14 protein-coding genes are annotated in these 15,016 nt (G+C 62.4%); 12 read left to right on the plus strand and 2 right to left on the minus strand.

Annotated features, from left to right (window positions below; genetic code table 11):
• Positions 1 to 126: 126 nt before the first annotated feature.
• From Q7A36_RS28730 to Q7A36_RS28765, 8 genes are all read left to right on the plus strand, one after another.
• Entirely contained in the window at positions 127 to 2,526 is a 2,400-nt protein-coding gene (locus Q7A36_RS28730; protein ID WP_305107217.1) for a phage/plasmid primase, P4 family, read from the plus strand.
• Positions 2,527 to 3,141: 615 nt separating this feature from the next.
• Positions 3,142 to 3,333 carry a hypothetical protein gene (locus Q7A36_RS28735; protein WP_305107218.1) on the plus strand — a complete coding sequence of 64 codons (192 nt, stop codon included), beginning with the start codon at positions 3,142 to 3,144 and terminating at the stop codon, positions 3,331 to 3,333.
• Positions 3,334 to 3,571: 238 nt separating this feature from the next.
• Positions 3,572 to 3,931, plus strand: a complete 360-nt coding sequence (locus Q7A36_RS28740; protein WP_305107219.1) for a hypothetical protein — start codon at positions 3,572 to 3,574, stop codon at positions 3,929 to 3,931.
• A 105-nt stretch (positions 3,932 to 4,036) separates the two neighbouring features.
• Entirely contained in the window at positions 4,037 to 4,270 is a 234-nt protein-coding gene (locus Q7A36_RS28745; protein ID WP_305107220.1) for a hypothetical protein, read from the plus strand.
• A 95-nt stretch (positions 4,271 to 4,365) separates the two neighbouring features.
• Entirely contained in the window at positions 4,366 to 4,722 is a 357-nt protein-coding gene (locus tag Q7A36_RS28750) for a hypothetical protein (RefSeq protein ID WP_305107221.1), read from the plus strand.
• Entirely contained in the window at positions 4,688 to 6,049 is a 1,362-nt protein-coding gene (gene terL / locus Q7A36_RS28755; protein ID WP_305107222.1) for a phage terminase large subunit, read from the plus strand. Before Q7A36_RS28750 ends, terL begins: the two co-directional genes overlap by 35 nt.
• 11 nt (positions 6,050 to 6,060) lie before the next feature.
• Positions 6,061 to 7,398: a phage portal protein gene (locus Q7A36_RS28760; RefSeq protein ID WP_305107223.1), complete on the plus strand. Its 1,338-nt coding sequence runs from the start codon at positions 6,061 to 6,063 to the stop codon at positions 7,396 to 7,398.
• A 5-nt stretch (positions 7,399 to 7,403) separates the two neighbouring features.
• On the plus strand, positions 7,404 to 7,652 hold the full coding sequence (locus Q7A36_RS28765) for a hypothetical protein (RefSeq protein ID WP_305107224.1): 249 nt from the start codon (positions 7,404 to 7,406) through the stop codon (positions 7,650 to 7,652).
• On the opposite strand, the gene Q7A36_RS28770 is transcribed toward Q7A36_RS28765, so the two are convergent.
• Positions 7,649 to 7,834: a hypothetical protein gene (locus tag Q7A36_RS28770; RefSeq protein WP_305107225.1), complete on the minus strand. Its 186-nt coding sequence runs from the start codon at positions 7,832 to 7,834 to the stop codon at positions 7,649 to 7,651. The two genes, Q7A36_RS28765 and Q7A36_RS28770, sit on opposite strands and share 4 nt — an antisense overlap.
• 446 nt (positions 7,835 to 8,280) lie before the next feature.
• On the opposite strand from Q7A36_RS28770, the gene Q7A36_RS28775 reads away from it, so the two are divergent.
• The 3 genes from Q7A36_RS28775 (at position 8,281) to Q7A36_RS28785 (ending at position 12,791) form a co-directional block, all read left to right on the plus strand.
• Positions 8,281 to 9,267 carry a site-specific integrase gene (locus Q7A36_RS28775; RefSeq protein ID WP_305107226.1) on the plus strand — a complete coding sequence of 329 codons (987 nt, stop codon included), beginning with the start codon at positions 8,281 to 8,283 and terminating at the stop codon, positions 9,265 to 9,267.
• A gap of 138 nt (positions 9,268 to 9,405) precedes the next feature.
• On the plus strand, positions 9,406 to 10,707 hold the full coding sequence (locus Q7A36_RS28780; protein WP_305107227.1) for a hypothetical protein: 1,302 nt from the start codon (positions 9,406 to 9,408) through the stop codon (positions 10,705 to 10,707).
• Positions 10,708 to 11,504: 797 nt separating this feature from the next.
• Complete coding sequence (locus Q7A36_RS28785; RefSeq protein ID WP_305107228.1) at positions 11,505 to 12,791, plus strand: ImmA/IrrE family metallo-endopeptidase; 1,287 nt, start codon at positions 11,505 to 11,507, stop codon at positions 12,789 to 12,791.
• Here the strand turns inward: Q7A36_RS28785 and Q7A36_RS28790 are convergent.
• Positions 12,770 to 13,456, minus strand: coding sequence for a hypothetical protein (locus Q7A36_RS28790; RefSeq protein WP_305107229.1), 687 nt, complete (start codon positions 13,454 to 13,456; stop codon positions 12,770 to 12,772). The two genes, Q7A36_RS28785 and Q7A36_RS28790, sit on opposite strands and share 22 nt — an antisense overlap.
• Positions 13,457 to 13,808: 352 nt before the next feature.
• Here Q7A36_RS28790 and Q7A36_RS28795 point away from each other — a divergent pair, with 352 nt between their 5' ends.
• Positions 13,809 to 14,000 carry a hypothetical protein gene (locus tag Q7A36_RS28795; RefSeq protein WP_305107230.1) on the plus strand — a complete coding sequence of 64 codons (192 nt, stop codon included), beginning with the start codon at positions 13,809 to 13,811 and terminating at the stop codon, positions 13,998 to 14,000.
• Positions 14,001 to 15,016: the final 1,016 nt, after the last annotated feature.

Here is a 15,016-nt window from a genome sequence, read left to right on the forward strand (position 1 = left end):
TATGCCTTCTGAAAGCACTCGTTCGACCAACACGTTGGTCGAGTGGAAGCCGCTTGTCCGCAACTCATCTCGGGGATTCGCGGCGGTTCTCGCTTTGCTCGATGCCGAGCGCACCGGGAGTGCCGGATGATGCCGGACGATCATTCCCAGCAAGCACGCGACCCGCAGACTGGCCGCCGGCTCCTGATGCACGATAACGGCTTCCCCCCGGTGCCGACCGCGGGCAAGCGCGCCCTTCTGCGAGACTGGCCGCGCGTGTGCGCAACTGCCAGCGTCGAGGAAATCCAACGCTGGTCGGCCAGGTATCCTGACTGGACGAATACAGGCGCGCTCTGCGGCGCCCCGACCGCCCCTGACGCAGACGGGTGCCTTTGGGCTGCGTCCGCTGTGGATATTGACGTGCTGAACGCGACGGCCGTGAACCAGATCGTGGCCCACGCGGATACCATTCTAGGGGTGACGCCTCTGTGCCGGATCGGCCGAGCGCCGAAGACCCTGTTGGTCTTCCGCACTGCGGCCCAACTGCGGAAGATGGCAGTCAGCTACCTTATGCCGAACGGCGAGATTGCGAAGGTCGAGATCCTCGGTCAGGGCAACCAGTTCGTCGCCTTCGGCATCCATCCGGACACCCACAAGGAATACTTGTGGGTCCGCGAGGGTAGCCCCGACATGGTGCCGCTGACCGAGCTACCCCCGGTGGACGAAGCCTTGCTGCGGCGCTTCCTGGCTGCGGCTGAGGCCGCACTCCGCGACGTTGGCGGTGTTGCGTGCGACAGCAACGGGAAGCCCATTCCAGAGGCGCCAAAGACCGCGAACCAGCCGCCCCCCGCCGGTCGTCGCTTCACCTCAGCCGATGACGGAGGAGGCCGCTATGTCTCGGCGGCCCTGGAGGCCGAATGCCGTGCCGTTGCGGAGACCCGCGAGGGCAGCCGCAATAACCGGCTAAACATCGCCGCCACGAAGCTCGGTGGCTTCGTCGCTAACGGCCATCTGGGAGAGGAAGAGGTAAAGACGCGGCTGCTGGCTGCTGCGCTGGCAGCCGGGTTAACGCGCCCAGAGGCGGAAAAGACCATCATCTCGGGCCTCTCATACGGGAAGCAGACGCCCCGTGACGTGCCTCGCCGCGATGCGCCGGAAGTCGGCAGCAGGAAGCAGAAATCTGGTACGGCCAAGCCAAAACACGAAAAGGCGGAGGCGGCGGCACACACAGATCTTGACCCTGACGACCTCACGGAAGACCGGCTGGCGCTAATCTACGCCGAACGCCACGCCAATGCTCTGCGCTACTGCCATGACAGTGACGCGTGGTTCCTCTGGGACAACTGCCTGTGGCAGCGGGACCGAACCCGGCTCGCGGCGGACTGGGCGCGCGAGCTTTGTCGTGACCTCGCCACTGAGACCGGCGCGACCGGAAAGGCGAAGGCGGCCCTCGGCCGCGCCGCCACATGTTCAGCCGTTGAGCGCTTGGCACGGCTGGATCGAGGCTTTGCCGCAACCCGCGAGACTTGGGACGCTGATCCCTGGTTGCTCGGCACCCCCGGCGGCACGGTGGACCTGCGAACCGGCATCTTGAGACCTGGGCAGCAATCCGACCACATCACGAAGTCAACGACGGTCGCTCCGTCCGAAACCGTAGACTGCTCGCGCTGGCTGCAATTCATGCACGAAGCGACGAACGGTGACACGGCCCTGATCCGCTTCCTCCAGCAATGGGCTGGATACAGCCTCACCGGCGATACACGTGAGCAAGCGCTGCTGTTCGTTTATGGCAAGGGTGGCAACGGGAAGGGACTCTACCTGAACACGTTGGGTGACCTTCTGGGCGACTACTGTCGGAATGCACCCATGGACACGTTCGAGGCGACGAAGGGCGACCGGCACCCGACTGACCTTGCACATCTGCATGGGGCGCGCATGGTCCGCGCCTCGGAAACCAGCGAAAACCGCACATGGGACAGCCGGCGCATCAAGCAGGCGACGGGTGGCGACCCGATCTCGGCCCGCCACATGCGGCAGGACTTTTTCGAGTACATTCCGACCTTCAAGATTACCGTCATTGGAAACTACAAGCCGGCGCTGTCTTCGGTCGGGGACGCGGAGCGGAGGCGGTTCAACATCGTCCCGTTTATCCATGAGCCACCGGAGAAGGACCTGACCCTTCCTGCGAAGCTCCGCGAGGAATGGGCCGGTATCCTACGTTGGGCCATCGAGGGATGCCTTGATTGGCAGCAGAACGGGCTGGTGCGACCGAAGGTCGTTCTGGACGCCACCGCTGATTATTTCGAAGCGCAAGACCTGCTTGGCCAGTGGATTGAGGAACGTTGCGAAGTCACCCCAATGGGTTCGGCCCAGTCCTCTCTGCTCTACGCAGACTGGAGCACATGGGCTCGGGAACGGGGCGAGGAACCTGGCACCAACAAGACATTCTCCGGGCAGATGGAGCGCCAGTTCCAAAAAGGCCGGGACAAGAATGGCGTGCGGTTCTTCGGGCTGAAGCTCCAGCCGTCCGAAACCGGAGTCTGGTAACGACCTCTCTCCGTCGTCGCCGGTGAGCAGGGTCTAGACCGCCCAAGTAGCGCATCCCGCAACAGCAGATGATCGCTGACCTTCTGTAGGGGCCAGAGCGCATGCAAAAGCAGGAACATATGATGAACTATATTAGGGCTGCACAACCCTACACCGGCCGCCTTGATCATCCCAGCCAGTGCGACAGCGGTGTAGGGTGTAGGATAGTGCAGGGTATTTGCAGGTTAACAGGTCTACACGCGCACGCGCGCGTGTATAAGGGGATAAACCCCCATTCACCCTACATCAACCTGCACCCTACACCCTCGGATCGCCCCCGCCACAATGGGTGGCCAGTTTGAGGCACACACGATCGGCGGTAGCGGCAGGCTGTATCGCGCCGTTCCGGCAAACCGCTCGCCTCCAGGCAATCGGCGTTGCTGCTACTAGGGCTAGCTTTCTTGAGCAGGCTGCCGAAGCCGCCCTCGCCGCACTGACTGAGGCCGAGCCCGACCTTGTCGCTCAGGAAGAGCGGGCAGCCATCCAAGCCGAGGCCGAGGGCCACCGGCAGACCATTCCCCAGGAAACCATGCTCGCCGGCCTGCTGGCCGGTGCTCGGCGCCACGGAGACACGCGATGAGGCCCTTCCGCCGCCCTACCCGGCCTCGCCGTGCAAAGCCGCTATGCTTCACCAGCGCGGCGCTGCGGGCAAAGGCCGAGCGCGAGTTCGCCGCCCTGCTGGCGCCTCCGCTGGTTCGTGCCGAGGCCGCGCAGGTGCTGCCGGCGCCGATCCAGACGGCGACGGCCGAGAACCCGCCGGCACCCTAGGCGCCTCAAGGGAGGTCTGGCCGATGTAGGTTTTTAAGAATAAGGCGCGCCGCGCTTCGGTCCTGGTTGGCTGAAGTCTCCGCTGGGTGCCACGAAGGCCTTCGATGACACGCAAGCGGAAGGCTGCATCGAAACTAAATTTAGATCCATTTGTTGAACCTCCATGCCACCAGGGGCGCAACCGCCTTCACTGCGTGGCTTGAAGTCGGGACAGAACCCGAAACCAGGGAGGTAGGACATGAGGAGCACCACGTCCGGGATGGTCGTCGCAACGCTTGCGGCGGCGTGCCTCGCCATCCCCACAGCGTCTGCCCAGCAGCAAGGCCCCGTGACGCGAGAAAGCAACGTGCAGAAGGTCCAGCCATCCCCCGAGGCGAAGGAGCGTCTTGGGCAAGAAATTGCGCTCTCCGAGGTGCCGCCGAAGGTCATGCAGACAGCGCAACGCGAACTCAAGGTGGCGGTCACCAGGGCAGAGAAGATGATGGTCTACACGCAGCCGGTTTATGAACTGACGGGGCAGGACGCGACCGGTCAGGAATTGAAGGTCAAGGTGAACGACGACGGCACGGTCATGCCGAGCGGTACTGAGCGCCGTTGAACGGTCGTCAAAGCACAGCGGAGGGCTGGCCTCCCTTCGGCTGTGTGGACCCTTGAAGCACCTCGCTCCATCTGGAAGTGAGGTGAAGAACTAAGGGGATTGCAGATGGCGACCGAGCACGATCTGAAAGTAGCCAGGGCAGAGTTTGATGAAGCTTTCAGTAAAGCTGTTCTGCATGCGTTAGCACCACAACTAATAGAGCTTCAGCAAACTACACTCTATGATTTGGATGAACTTCCTGTTGCTGCTCAAATTCTCCGGCTACAGGCGGTGGCGGTTCAGTTCCGGGACTTCGCCGCAGGTCGGATCAAGTTGGTTGATCTGCAGCCTCAACCGTAATGAATCTCGTGTGATCGCTAGTTGAGATCTGTTGGAACGAACACCGAACGGGGCCATGTCGGAAGCGTGAGTATCTAATCTGGACCCCAGTTGCGATGGCGAAGTACGTGAGGACCGGCGGTCGCAAGCCGGGGACGAAAAACAAGGCCACGCTGGAACGCGAGGCCCGCGCTCGTGCCGGCCTCACCGAGGCGCTCACCGGTGGCCCGATGCCGCTGGACGTCATCCTGACCGTGATGCGCGGTGGCGAGGCTGCGGCGCAGATCTCCGAGCGTCAGTACGACGCCGCGGTCGCAGCCGCCCCCTACCTCCACCCCCGTCTGGCGAGTACGACCGTCGATGCCACCGTCCGCCGTAGCCTCTCTGACTTCACCGACGAGGAACTTGCGGCTCTTGCAGGCGCAGCAGACGGCGAGGATGGAGCTGGCGAGGCGCCGAGCGGCCCGCACTGACCTGTTGGCGTTCACCGGATACACGAACCCGAGCTACCGGCCTGGCGCGATGCATCGGCGTATCGCAGAGGCGCTGGAGCGGGTTGAGCGTGGCGAGTGCCGGCGGCTCCTGATCTTCGCCCCGCCGCGGCACGGCAAGTCTGAACTGGTCAGCCGACGCTTTCCGGCATGGGCGCTGGGCCGGAACCCGCATCGGCAGTTCATCAGCGCGAGTTACGGGCAGGACCTGGCCAGTGATTTTGGTCGGGACGTTCGAAATCTCGTCGCCTCGGCGGAGTTCGCGGCGCTGTTTCCTGGGGTGGGCTTGGCCGAGGACAGCGGCAGCAAGGCGCGCTGGCACACCAACCAGGGCGGCAGCTACGTCGCGGCTGGTGTCGGGACCGCAATAACCGGCCGTGGGGCCGACATCCTTAGTATCGATGACCCAACGAAAGACCGCGCGGACGCCGAGAGCCCGGTGGTGCGTGAAGGGGTCTGGTCCTGGTTCACCAGCACCGCCTTCACTCGCTTGATGCCCAACGGCGCGGTGATCGTTACGCAAACAAGGTGGCACGCCGACGACCTCAGTGGGCGGCTGCTGGACCAGATGGCGGCCGGTGGCGAGCGCTGGGAGGTCCTGAACCTGCCGGCGCTGGATGACGCTGGCGAGGCGCTCTGGCCCGAGCGCTACTCGGCCGAGGCACTGGCGGGCATTCGGGAGGCGATCGGCCCGCGCGACTGGGCCGCCTTGTACCTGCAGAGCCCAGTGGTCGCTGAAGGCGCTGTTTTCGACGTGGACGCCATCAAGGTCTGCGACATCCCGCCCGCGCCAGGTCGGGGCACCTGGATCCGGGCCTGGGATCTCGCGGCGACTGCGGCGCCGAATGGCCGGTCGCCGGACTGGACGGCCGGCCTGCTGCTTCACCAGGCACCGGACAACCGGCTGACGGTCTGCGATATCGTCCGCCTGCGCGCTGGCCCGGAAGGTGTCGAGCGCGCGATCGTCGAGACGGCCAAGCGGGACGGAGGCGGTGTCCTCATCTCGCTGCCGGTGGATCCTGGCGCAGCCGGGAAGACCGTCGCCGAATATTTCGTCCGGCAGTTGCTGGGCTACACAGTCCAGACCTCGCGGGAGACGGGTTCGAAAACGACGCGGGCAATGCCGATCGCGTCGCAGGCCAACGGCGGCAACCTCGCCATCGTCCGCGCGCCCTGGAACAGAGCGTTCCTCGAAGAGCTTCGGGCGTTTCCGAACGGTCAGCATGATGATCAGGCTGACGCGCTCAGCCGTGCCTTTGCCGAAATGGCTGTCCCAACCTTCGACGCTTCCTATTCGTGGGTCGGGTGACCCGGGAGCCCATGATGAACGCCACCTCTTCCATTTCCCGTCCGATGGTCGATTCGCTGCGCTCCCTCGTCGGCGAGATGGCCGGCATTGGCAGTGCTCGTGATAAGGGTTCGGCCGCGCACTACACCTGGGACCGGGTCTCGCCTGCCGAAATCCGGGCCATGGTCGAGACCAGTTGGATCGCGGCGCGGGCGATCGAGCAGCCGGCTGCCGATATGACGTCGCGGTGGCGCACGTGGCAGGGCAAATCCTCTGACGTCGCGGCGATCGAGGCGGAGGAGCAGCGGATAGGTCTGCAGGCGAAGGTGGCGACCGCACTGACTTTGACAGCGCGCGACGGCGCGGGCCTCCTGCTAGTCGGCGCTGGCGACGGCAATTCGGCCGAGCCATTGGAGCCGGCGTCCTTGGGAAAGGGCGGGTTGGGCTGGATCCAGGTGATGGCCCGCGACCAAGTGAGCGTCGGCCCGCTGATCCGGGATCCGGCTAATCCGTGGTACGGCCAGCCCGCGGAATACCGCCTCGCCTTCGACGGCAGTTATGTGCCCATTCACCCGTCGCGGGTCTGCCTCTTCGTGCCGGCGCCGGTGCTCGATTGGCACCTCACCAATGAGCCGTGGGGCACGAGCGTTCTACAGCGGGCATATCGGCCGATTGCGGACCTGGAGCAGACGCTCCGCGCGATCCAGCATCTGCTGTTCGAGAGCAAGCAAGACATCGTCGCAATTGAAGGTCTAAACCGCGGTGTAACCAACCCCGAGTACCGGAGCGCTATTATCAGCAGGTTCGCTCTGGCCAACATGATGAAGGGGTTGTTCTCGACCTTGCTTATGGACAAGGCTGAGGAAATCACCACTCGGCAACTCGACCTTGGCGCGGGACTGCCTGAAACGGTCGACAGGCTAGTCATTCAGGTTTGCGGGGCGCTGGACATCCCGGCGAGCCGTTTGTTCGGCCGGTCGAGCGCCAGCGGGCTGCAAGCCAGCACTGCCGGGGAGAGCGACGATGAGCGGTATTTCAATTCGCTCTCGTCGAAGCAGCGCACCATGGTGGGGCCCGCGCTGCGTACTATCGATGAATGTCTCGTCCGGAGTGCGCTGGGGCGGCGGCCGCGGGCGAGTTGGTACTCTTGGAATCCCCTCTGGGCCGACCGCGCCGAGGTTCAGGCCGAGGTCCGCCTGAAGCACAGCCAGGCGGCCAAGAATCTTGCTGATGCCGGCCTCGTCGATCGCGCTGCGCTTGGTAAGGCCGTGGTCAGCCAAAGCGAGGACGATGGGTGGCTGCCGGCGCTCGCGCAGCACGTCACCGCTGCGGCAGCTACGCCAGAGTCGGATCGCCGGGCGGGAGGATGACGGACATGGACGCGACGGTCTCGGACCCACTTTTGAACATCGTCGAGGACCGCATGCACGAGGCGATCGCGGCCGGCGCCGATGTGCCCGAGCTTGCCGCGATCGCCGTGGACGGCGTGCTGGTCGAGGTCGTGACGCTGCTGGAGACCTACGGCGCCGCGTTGCGGGATCCGGCCCAGCGTGATGCGGTACTGGGTGCGGCCGAGCGGATCATGGCAGCGCAGTTCTCGGGCTGGGTGTCGCTGCGGCGCTAGTCGTTTGCTTTGTCGGGATACATGATCTGCAACACGTCGCCGAGTTGTTCGAGGAGTTCTGCCATACCGGGCGGCACCAGCGTCTGAACTGCCGCATGACGCTCGGCCGCGGCCTGGTCGCCCAGCGCGCGGAATGCATCGACCCAAATCGAGGTCGGAAGCGATGGGCTGGGCTCGTACATCGGCAGACCTGTCGTGTTGAAGGCGGTCCGCCTCAAACCCGGACGATCCGGGAGGGGAGCGAGGCGGACCGCAGTGCTGCCACAGAAAGGGGCTCCCTGCGACAACATGGTCTGCAACACGTGTGCAAGCACATTAGTTGCAGGAAAACCAAGCTCGCAATGAAAGCGCCCATTTGTGTTACGGGATAGCTTGGTAGCTAGAATCTGATGGTCGAGATGGCCTGGGTTGCAGCCCGCCGAGGTACTTCTGGGGGGCGGCCCGCCTCCCGGGCGAGAAAGTCAGGAAGCGGGCGCCGGAGCCGCCGCTTGAGTTTGGGGTTAAGCGGCAGCGGCTATATACCCGCAGCAGTCTGCTGCGGCATTGCAATGGCCCGTGAGATATCTTCCTTATCCGCATTGAGTTTGGTAAGCGCTATTACCGCACGCTATTCGGCAGGGCTCGATCCATGAACGATACGGCCACCAGTCCGGCGCCAGCCGCCCCCGCCAGCACCGCGCTGGTGCTATCTGACGACCTGCGGGCCCGGATCGAGGACGGTCTGCACGAAGCACGCGGCACCATGGCCGAGGAGACCGTGCGGGCGCTGCGCAAGGGTGTCACGGCCTTTGCCGCATGGTGTGCGCCGCGTGGCTTTTGCCCATTGCCCGCCGCGCCGGACGTGGTGGCTGCCTACGTCGATGACCTGCACGACCAAGGCCGCAAGCCGGCCGGCATCCGCCAGGCGGTCTGGGCGATCGGCCGGCTGCACACGCTGGCGCGGCTGGACAATCCCACCGAGGACCAGGTCGTCGCCCTGGCGGTGAAGCGTGTGGTCCGCGCCAGCGGCTCCCGCCAGCGCCAGGCCGCGCCGCTCGGCGAGCTTGCCGTCGCGCGCATCCAGGCCACCACCGGACTGAAGCTGTCGGACCTGCGCGACCTCGCCATGCTCCTGGTCGCCCGCGACCTGCTGGCTCGCCGCTCCGAGGTCGTCGCGCTGCACGTCGAGGATGTCGAGTTCGCCGCCAACGGCACGGCCACGGCGCTGATCCGGCGATCGAAGACCGATCAGGCCGGCGAGGGCGTGGTGCTGTTCCTCGGCCAGTCCACGGTGACGGCGCTCCGCGACTGGCTCAATGCTGCCGGCATCGTCGCCGGGCCGGTCTTCAGGCCGGTGAACAAGGGCGGTCGCATCGGCGCCGACGCGCTGGACCCGAGCAAGGTGGCGGCAATCCTGAAGCGGATGGCCGGCCGCGCCGGCCTCGATGCCACACGCATCTCCGGTCACTCCTGCCGCGTCGGCATGGCGCAGGATCTGGTGGCGAGCGGCGCCGACACGGCCGCTGTACAGCAGGCCGGGCGGTGGAAGACGCCCGTCATGCCGGCCCGCTACGTCGAGCATTTGGAGGCCGGGCGCGGCGCGGTGGCGCGCTACCACCAGCGGCGTGGCGACTGATCAAAGCGCACTGCCTGGGGCGAAGTTAGACCTGTGCAGGCACCCTCCCTTCGCGCTGGCCTACTACCGTCATCACGGGTATGTGAGTGAGTACCTCAGGTGCTCGTTCTGGGTGCCCGATAGCAATTGGCGTTCATTATGCATCCGACCCTAGATAACATTCGCAACCTTCTTCTCACCATCGGTCAGCAGATCTATGTCAAAATACCCCACGATGAGCCGTTAAATATTGCGGTTAGTTGGAATGTACCTGCTCTAACCCGCGCCGAATTAAAGGCGATGGTTCAGAGTATTGCTGATGAAATTGAAGCGCGCGGCCGGGAAGACTTAGGCGCTAACGCCGCCCAAATTACCGATTACGTACGCCGACTTGAACACATTGCGTCGTCGTCAATAATGGACAATTTGCTCAATGGCAATCTCCCATGGGCAGTCCATATGCTCGAAAGCAGTATGAGAGGGTTGCGCCAAGCCCTTAATTCAGCGCTGGACAGCGATCCCGAGGTTGCTCGCTCTCTAAATCAATCTGTAAGAGCTTCCCGTTCTATCATGCAGCGGCTGGCAGAATTGGAGCCGCGGACCGTCACTCTCAAAGCTAAGATTGATGACATTGAACGAGCACATGACGCTGCGGAGAGCCTGCCTGCTGATCTTGCAAAGCTACAGGACGTTCGTAAGCAGGTAGACGATTCGGCGGCGCAAGCGGTGAAGAACAGTGCCGCGACCCAGATATCGAAGGAGGAGGCGTCTGCCGCGCTGGCTGCAATCCAAGCAATCCGCAAAGAGGCTGAGACTATAACGGCGGAACTCGGTGCGGCTTACGCGGCCGCAACAAGTCAGGGCTTGGCATCGGCATTTTCCGAGCGATCGGCGAATATCGAGCGCGCAGCAAAGTGGTGGATTGGTGGATTGGTTGCTGCGCTGATTGTGGGCGGTGGTTACGGCAGCTACCGTGTCCACGAGCTTGTCGCGACTTTGGCGAACCCGCAGGTATCAAGTGTTAACATTGTGGGCACGGCACTGCTCTCGTTGTTCTCAGTAGGTGGTGCTGTTTGGTTCGGTTGGCTTGCCACCAAGCAGATAGGGCAGCGCTTTCGCCTAGCTGAAGATTACGCTTTCAAGGCTGCTGTTTCACGCTCGTACGAGGGATATAGGCGTGAGGCGAGCCGATTGGATGAGACACTTGCCACGCGACTTCTTGCGTCGGCCCTGGATCGCATGGACGAGCAGCCGCTTCGGCTTGTGGAAGCACAAAGCTTTGGAAGCCCAGTGCACGAGTTAATGTCCTCCGAAACGCTTCGTGAGGGCCTCAGGGCAGTTCCGGGTCTGTCTAAGGAAATTCTAGAGTTCGTAGCGAGCCGAACGAAACGGCGAAGCACGGAGACCCCTTTGGTGCACGTCCTGGATAGCACAAAGCAGCCGCTCGCTGCCGCTGAATAGCCGCGCCCGCTCGTTCACTCCAGGGAGCCGGAAGGGGCTCGTTCGCGTGCGCGGCTGCGGTTGGTTAGGCGGGCGGTGGGCTGGGTCGGATGATTCCCTCCTCTCTCACCGCACCCCTACTGGTAGAGTACTGGTAGAGTCTCCGAACGCCATGCAGTGGTGTGCAGCGGCGGTCGCGAGATCCAACACCAGCGTGAGCGCGGTGTGGTAAAGCAGAGCGGACGACCGGGTCGGTCTAGGTTGTGGGAAGTGGCGGGCTGACCCAGGTCTCTTTGAGCGCCGCCCAGGCTCTGCCCATGTTGTACCCGAGAGGTCGAGTGCTAGGGTAACATCAGCAATCCCAACGCCCCACTTACCACAATCGGCGGTTGTATGCGGAAGCGCAAATCATTTAACCAGAAGCGCGACATAATGTCTGCTACTCGGTTTGATGAAGTGAGAACAATGTTAGCTACATTAGCCTCAAGAGTGCGGTATGGGGGCAATCCGGAACACAAGAGGAATCCTGGAGATTTCAACCTGAGCCCACCCGCTATTCCACGGAGGGGCAAGAGCCTTTGTGACGAGGTCGGTATTTTTAGACGGACCGAAGCCTTGTTTTTGTTGCGAAGTGGGATTAGAATGGGGCTGGTTGACGCTCGTTGGTCCGGGGAGGGGTGGCCACAACTGGTATGGGCCGTTAGCGAGGCTGGGCATCCGCTTGAAGCTCAGCGAGAGGCTGATGGAGTCTACCATGGTTACCCCATGCAGGTGGACGATCCGCTTCGTGAGGCGGTCAGTGAGCGGTGGAGGACAGGATGAGGGACGGCCTGACGATTTTTGCGGACTGGGCCGCTGCAGAAGGCGACGTTACCTCAGCGCGAATCAAAATTGATATTGCCGGGAACAATGCTTCTCGTGCAGAGAATCACTGGTCTCAATCAATAGATGATGCGCCCATCCTATCTGCTATGCCACTAGCGCTTTGGCTAGCGAGCTTCTGGTGGCGGTTACGTTGGGAAGGAAAGCCGGTGGTTGGACACTGCTCCACCTCCTGGCGCATGGCTCATGAGGTTGCGGCAGCCGGCTACGGCTTTTTGTGGCCACGCCTTACTTTTGTTTCTGACGGGGAAATCATCCGAGCGGAGTGCTTGCCGACTGAACCTCGGTCGCGTGAGATGATCCGATACATATCTAATTTCGATATATCAATATCCGCAGAGGCGTTCGAAGCTGGAGTCGATAATTTCCTAAGTTTGGTGCTGGAGCGCACGGCTGGAAGTGCGCCCCATCTCAGAGATCTTTGGTCAGACGTTTTAGCGGAACGAGCCGACCCGGAAGCCACCAACATGCGGCGCTTGGAAGCTGCACTTGGCTTTGATCCCGAAGAAGTACCCGACGCATTAATGCAACGGCTTGTTCACCTCCAAAAAATTGCTGGCCAAGAAGCCGCAATGGAAATTGCTGCTCTTTGTTCAGGTGCAAACCCAAGCGCCGAAATCGAGAAAGTCACAACGTTTGCTGAAGATGTGCCGGGAGTCTCAGCCCATTTGGTGCGCAGTCTGCGATTTGAGCAACCTAACAAAACGATGTCCGCGCCGGATCGTGGGCGTACATTGGCTCACTCACTGCGCGCTGCCGCCGGTATAAGCCAAGATGGTCCGGTATCCGACGATAAGCTTGGTGACCTGCTTGGTTTAAGGGAAGCGCAGTTCTCTGACGAGGCTAACGCTCCGCGCCCAAGGCATCCTCTTGCTATGATGGTGTCGGACGAAAGTGGCCGAGATCGAATTATATTCCGTGGACGCTACTCCACTGGGAAACGATTCGAGGCCGCTCGACTGTTGTGTGATGGTTTGATGCAGAAAGGGGAAAGTTGGCACCCCGCCACAGCTTCTGACACGGCACGGCAAAAAATGCAGCGTGCATTTGCTGCTGAATTTTTGGTCCCAATCGAAAGTCTTGCAGAGTACCTTGGTCGAGATTACTCGATGGACGCCATCGAAGGAGCGGCCGACTATTTTTCAGTTAGTTCCTATACGGTTGGGAGCCATCTGGCAAACAATGGTTTAATTAGGCGCACTCACCCCGCTGTTCCTGCGTAAGCGTTATGCGCAAGCGCCTGCGCTAGCAGGGCGTCGGCCAGGGCTCGCGCGTAATCCGTGCCCTTCGTCTCCACAATCCGCGCAGCCGCGTCAGCCGGCTCGCCTAGCGACACGCGATCCGACTTCGCCACCGTGATGCCGGCAGCCCGCGCCGCAGCCGCCACGCTTGGATATTCGTGGATGCGCGCGGCAATCTCCGGCGCGTCGCGCTCGATCCTAGCCTTTAGGTAAGCGGCGCTCGTCCCGTATGCGGGCGCGCGCTGGCCGTCAGGGCGGTCTTTGCGGACCTTCGCTGCGTTGTCATTCCCAGGTTGGCCGCCGCGCTTCCCTAGCTTCACAGCGTCTGCCATCGGGATCGGCTGGTCGGCGCCGCACATTTTCAGGCCGGCCAACGCCCAATCCACCATGGCCGGATCTACGCCAAGTCCGTCCCGCAGATACGAAGCCCGCGACCCGTACCCCAGCCAGTCGCTGGTTGCCTCGGCGTCCTCCACATAGAAGACGAGAGATCGGCAATCCTGCGGGATATCGCGCTGTGTCGTAATGCGTCGCCAACTCACAAGCTCAGGCCACCACTCCCGCGGAAGGTCGCTGGCCGGCGAATCTGCACTCGGTCCCTGATTGATGGTGACTGGCAATGCGGGACTGCCGGAAGGCTTCGTCATATCGACTCAGTATCACTGAACGGACATGATGGCAATAAGGTTCGGCAGCACCTATTATCGCCCGACCTCCACTTCCGGCCTCCGCGCCCCGCACCTTGAGCACCGCAGCCGCCGCACAAGCTCCCAGACCCGCTGATGGCCGCTCATGCCAGCGCGCCATGCCAGCAGCCCGATGACGCCGCTCGCTCTGTGTCCGCACTGGCAGCGGATGTGCAGCGTCTCGTGCTGTCGAAACCACAGCGGATCCACCGGCTTCGGGCTGCCATCCAGGTGCCGCGACATGCGTGAACAAAGATGGAACACTCCGGGCGGTTTCGCCTAGACTTCGGGCCGTCCCGAAGGGCGAATCGCCATGAGCACGGACCTGGATCGCGTGGCTGTCGAGGCTGAGGCTGACCGGCTCAGCGGCGTCTATCTGCATGTCATGCTGATCGCCCGGGCCCAGCGCCTCGACCTGCTGCAAGCCGGCCACGAGGCGGTGGCGAAGGGCGTCATCAGCGCGGCGGATTGGGAGATCGTCCGCGAGGCGCTCGTCGGCCGATGAGCTAAATATATACCAAAGGTTGATAATTGTCGGTAGGAAGTTGTATCTTGAACCCGGTTTGTGAGATCCAGCCATTTCGGCCGGGTCGGGTGCCAGGCAGACGGGCAGCAACGATGGTGCGAGGATTCACGGTTCTCGGTTTCCTGAGCTTGGCAGCGTGTGCGCAGCCCTTAATGACGCCGATGAATAACCATTACAGATTGTCGAACGGCTCCACGACTACGGATCTAGCTGTGTGGGAGCGGGACAACGCGGAGGCAACTGCGCGATTTAAACGCCAGACTGCTCCAGTTTCATCGCCTAGTATCCCCGCGAAAGCGGCAACCAAACCTCATACCGTCGTCGTGTCGCCGCAGAAAATGGCAGTTTACCAAAGTGCCGTCGCGGACACTCTCCGAGACCCTGAGAGCACCCGCTTTCGCGCTGTTCGCGTCGTCAGGGAAGCGGATGGCACGGATGCGCTATGCGGCGAGCTTAATGGCAAAAACGCCTATGGCGGCTACGTCGGCTATGAGCCGTTTTACGCACCGCTGGTATCGGTCGGGAACAAGGCGGTTGCCGTCTTGTGGTCGTCGTCCAAGGTTGGGCTAGAGACTGTCCTGGAAAAATGCGGCCGGAGCTAACGCGACTGGCGACCGGAGGGGCCGTGCGGCGTGGGCTTTCCGGACTTTGTGTAGCAGCGTCGCCGACTGCCCCTTCGCATCTGCTGTAGGCCGAGAGGCATGGCGTTTTGGATGCAACAGGAGGCGGTGCGGCCCGCTCAGAAGCCGAGACAATTCGTGCCGTAAGAGATAAAGCGGTAACAGATTATCAGCAATTGAGCGGGACTATTTTAGTTACCTTGCTGCCTATCATCGGAGGTTTTTATGGCGAGGAGCACGCGTGATTGGATCTCTAAAACTGATGCACTCTCCATTGCGACGCAAGCGATGCACTCGTCTCGCGCTGTCAACGCGCTGGTATTGGTGCGCGAGGCTTTGCAAAAGCGCGGCCTGATCTATTCAGACAATGCTCTA

The organism is Paracraurococcus lichenis (genome assembly GCF_030657435.1).
In the GTDB taxonomy this organism is placed as follows: Bacteria; Pseudomonadota; Alphaproteobacteria; order Acetobacterales; family Acetobacteraceae; genus Paracraurococcus; species Paracraurococcus lichenis.

Bases quoted from the DNA above. Each gene is read 5' to 3' on its own strand.
- terL (WP_305107222.1), top strand. From the start codon at position 4,688: ATGGAGCTGGCGAGGCGCCGAGCGGCCCGCACTGACCTGTTGGCGTTC.
- Q7A36_RS28775 (WP_305107226.1), top strand. From the start codon at position 8,281: ATGAACGATACGGCCACCAGTCCGGCGCCAGCCGCCCCCGCCAGCACC.
- Q7A36_RS28785 (WP_305107228.1), top strand. From the start codon at position 11,505: ATGAGGGACGGCCTGACGATTTTTGCGGACTGGGCCGCTGCAGAAGGC.
- Q7A36_RS28795 (WP_305107230.1), top strand. From the start codon at position 13,809: ATGAGCACGGACCTGGATCGCGTGGCTGTCGAGGCTGAGGCTGACCGG.
- Q7A36_RS28790 (WP_305107229.1), bottom strand. From the start codon at position 13,456: ATGACGAAGCCTTCCGGCAGTCCCGCATTGCCAGTCACCATCAATCAG.
- Q7A36_RS28730 (WP_305107217.1), top strand. From the start codon at position 127: ATGATGCCGGACGATCATTCCCAGCAAGCACGCGACCCGCAGACTGGC.
- Q7A36_RS28745 (WP_305107220.1), top strand. From the start codon at position 4,037: ATGGCGACCGAGCACGATCTGAAAGTAGCCAGGGCAGAGTTTGATGAA.
- Q7A36_RS28760 (WP_305107223.1), top strand. From the start codon at position 6,061: ATGATGAACGCCACCTCTTCCATTTCCCGTCCGATGGTCGATTCGCTG.
- Q7A36_RS28735 (WP_305107218.1), top strand. From the start codon at position 3,142: ATGAGGCCCTTCCGCCGCCCTACCCGGCCTCGCCGTGCAAAGCCGCTA.
- Q7A36_RS28750 (WP_305107221.1), top strand. From the start codon at position 4,366: ATGGCGAAGTACGTGAGGACCGGCGGTCGCAAGCCGGGGACGAAAAAC.
- Q7A36_RS28780 (WP_305107227.1), top strand. From the start codon at position 9,406: ATGCATCCGACCCTAGATAACATTCGCAACCTTCTTCTCACCATCGGT.
- Q7A36_RS28740 (WP_305107219.1), top strand. From the start codon at position 3,572: ATGAGGAGCACCACGTCCGGGATGGTCGTCGCAACGCTTGCGGCGGCG.
- Q7A36_RS28770 (WP_305107225.1), bottom strand. From the start codon at position 7,834: ATGTACGAGCCCAGCCCATCGCTTCCGACCTCGATTTGGGTCGATGCA.
- Q7A36_RS28765 (WP_305107224.1), top strand. From the start codon at position 7,404: ATGGACGCGACGGTCTCGGACCCACTTTTGAACATCGTCGAGGACCGC.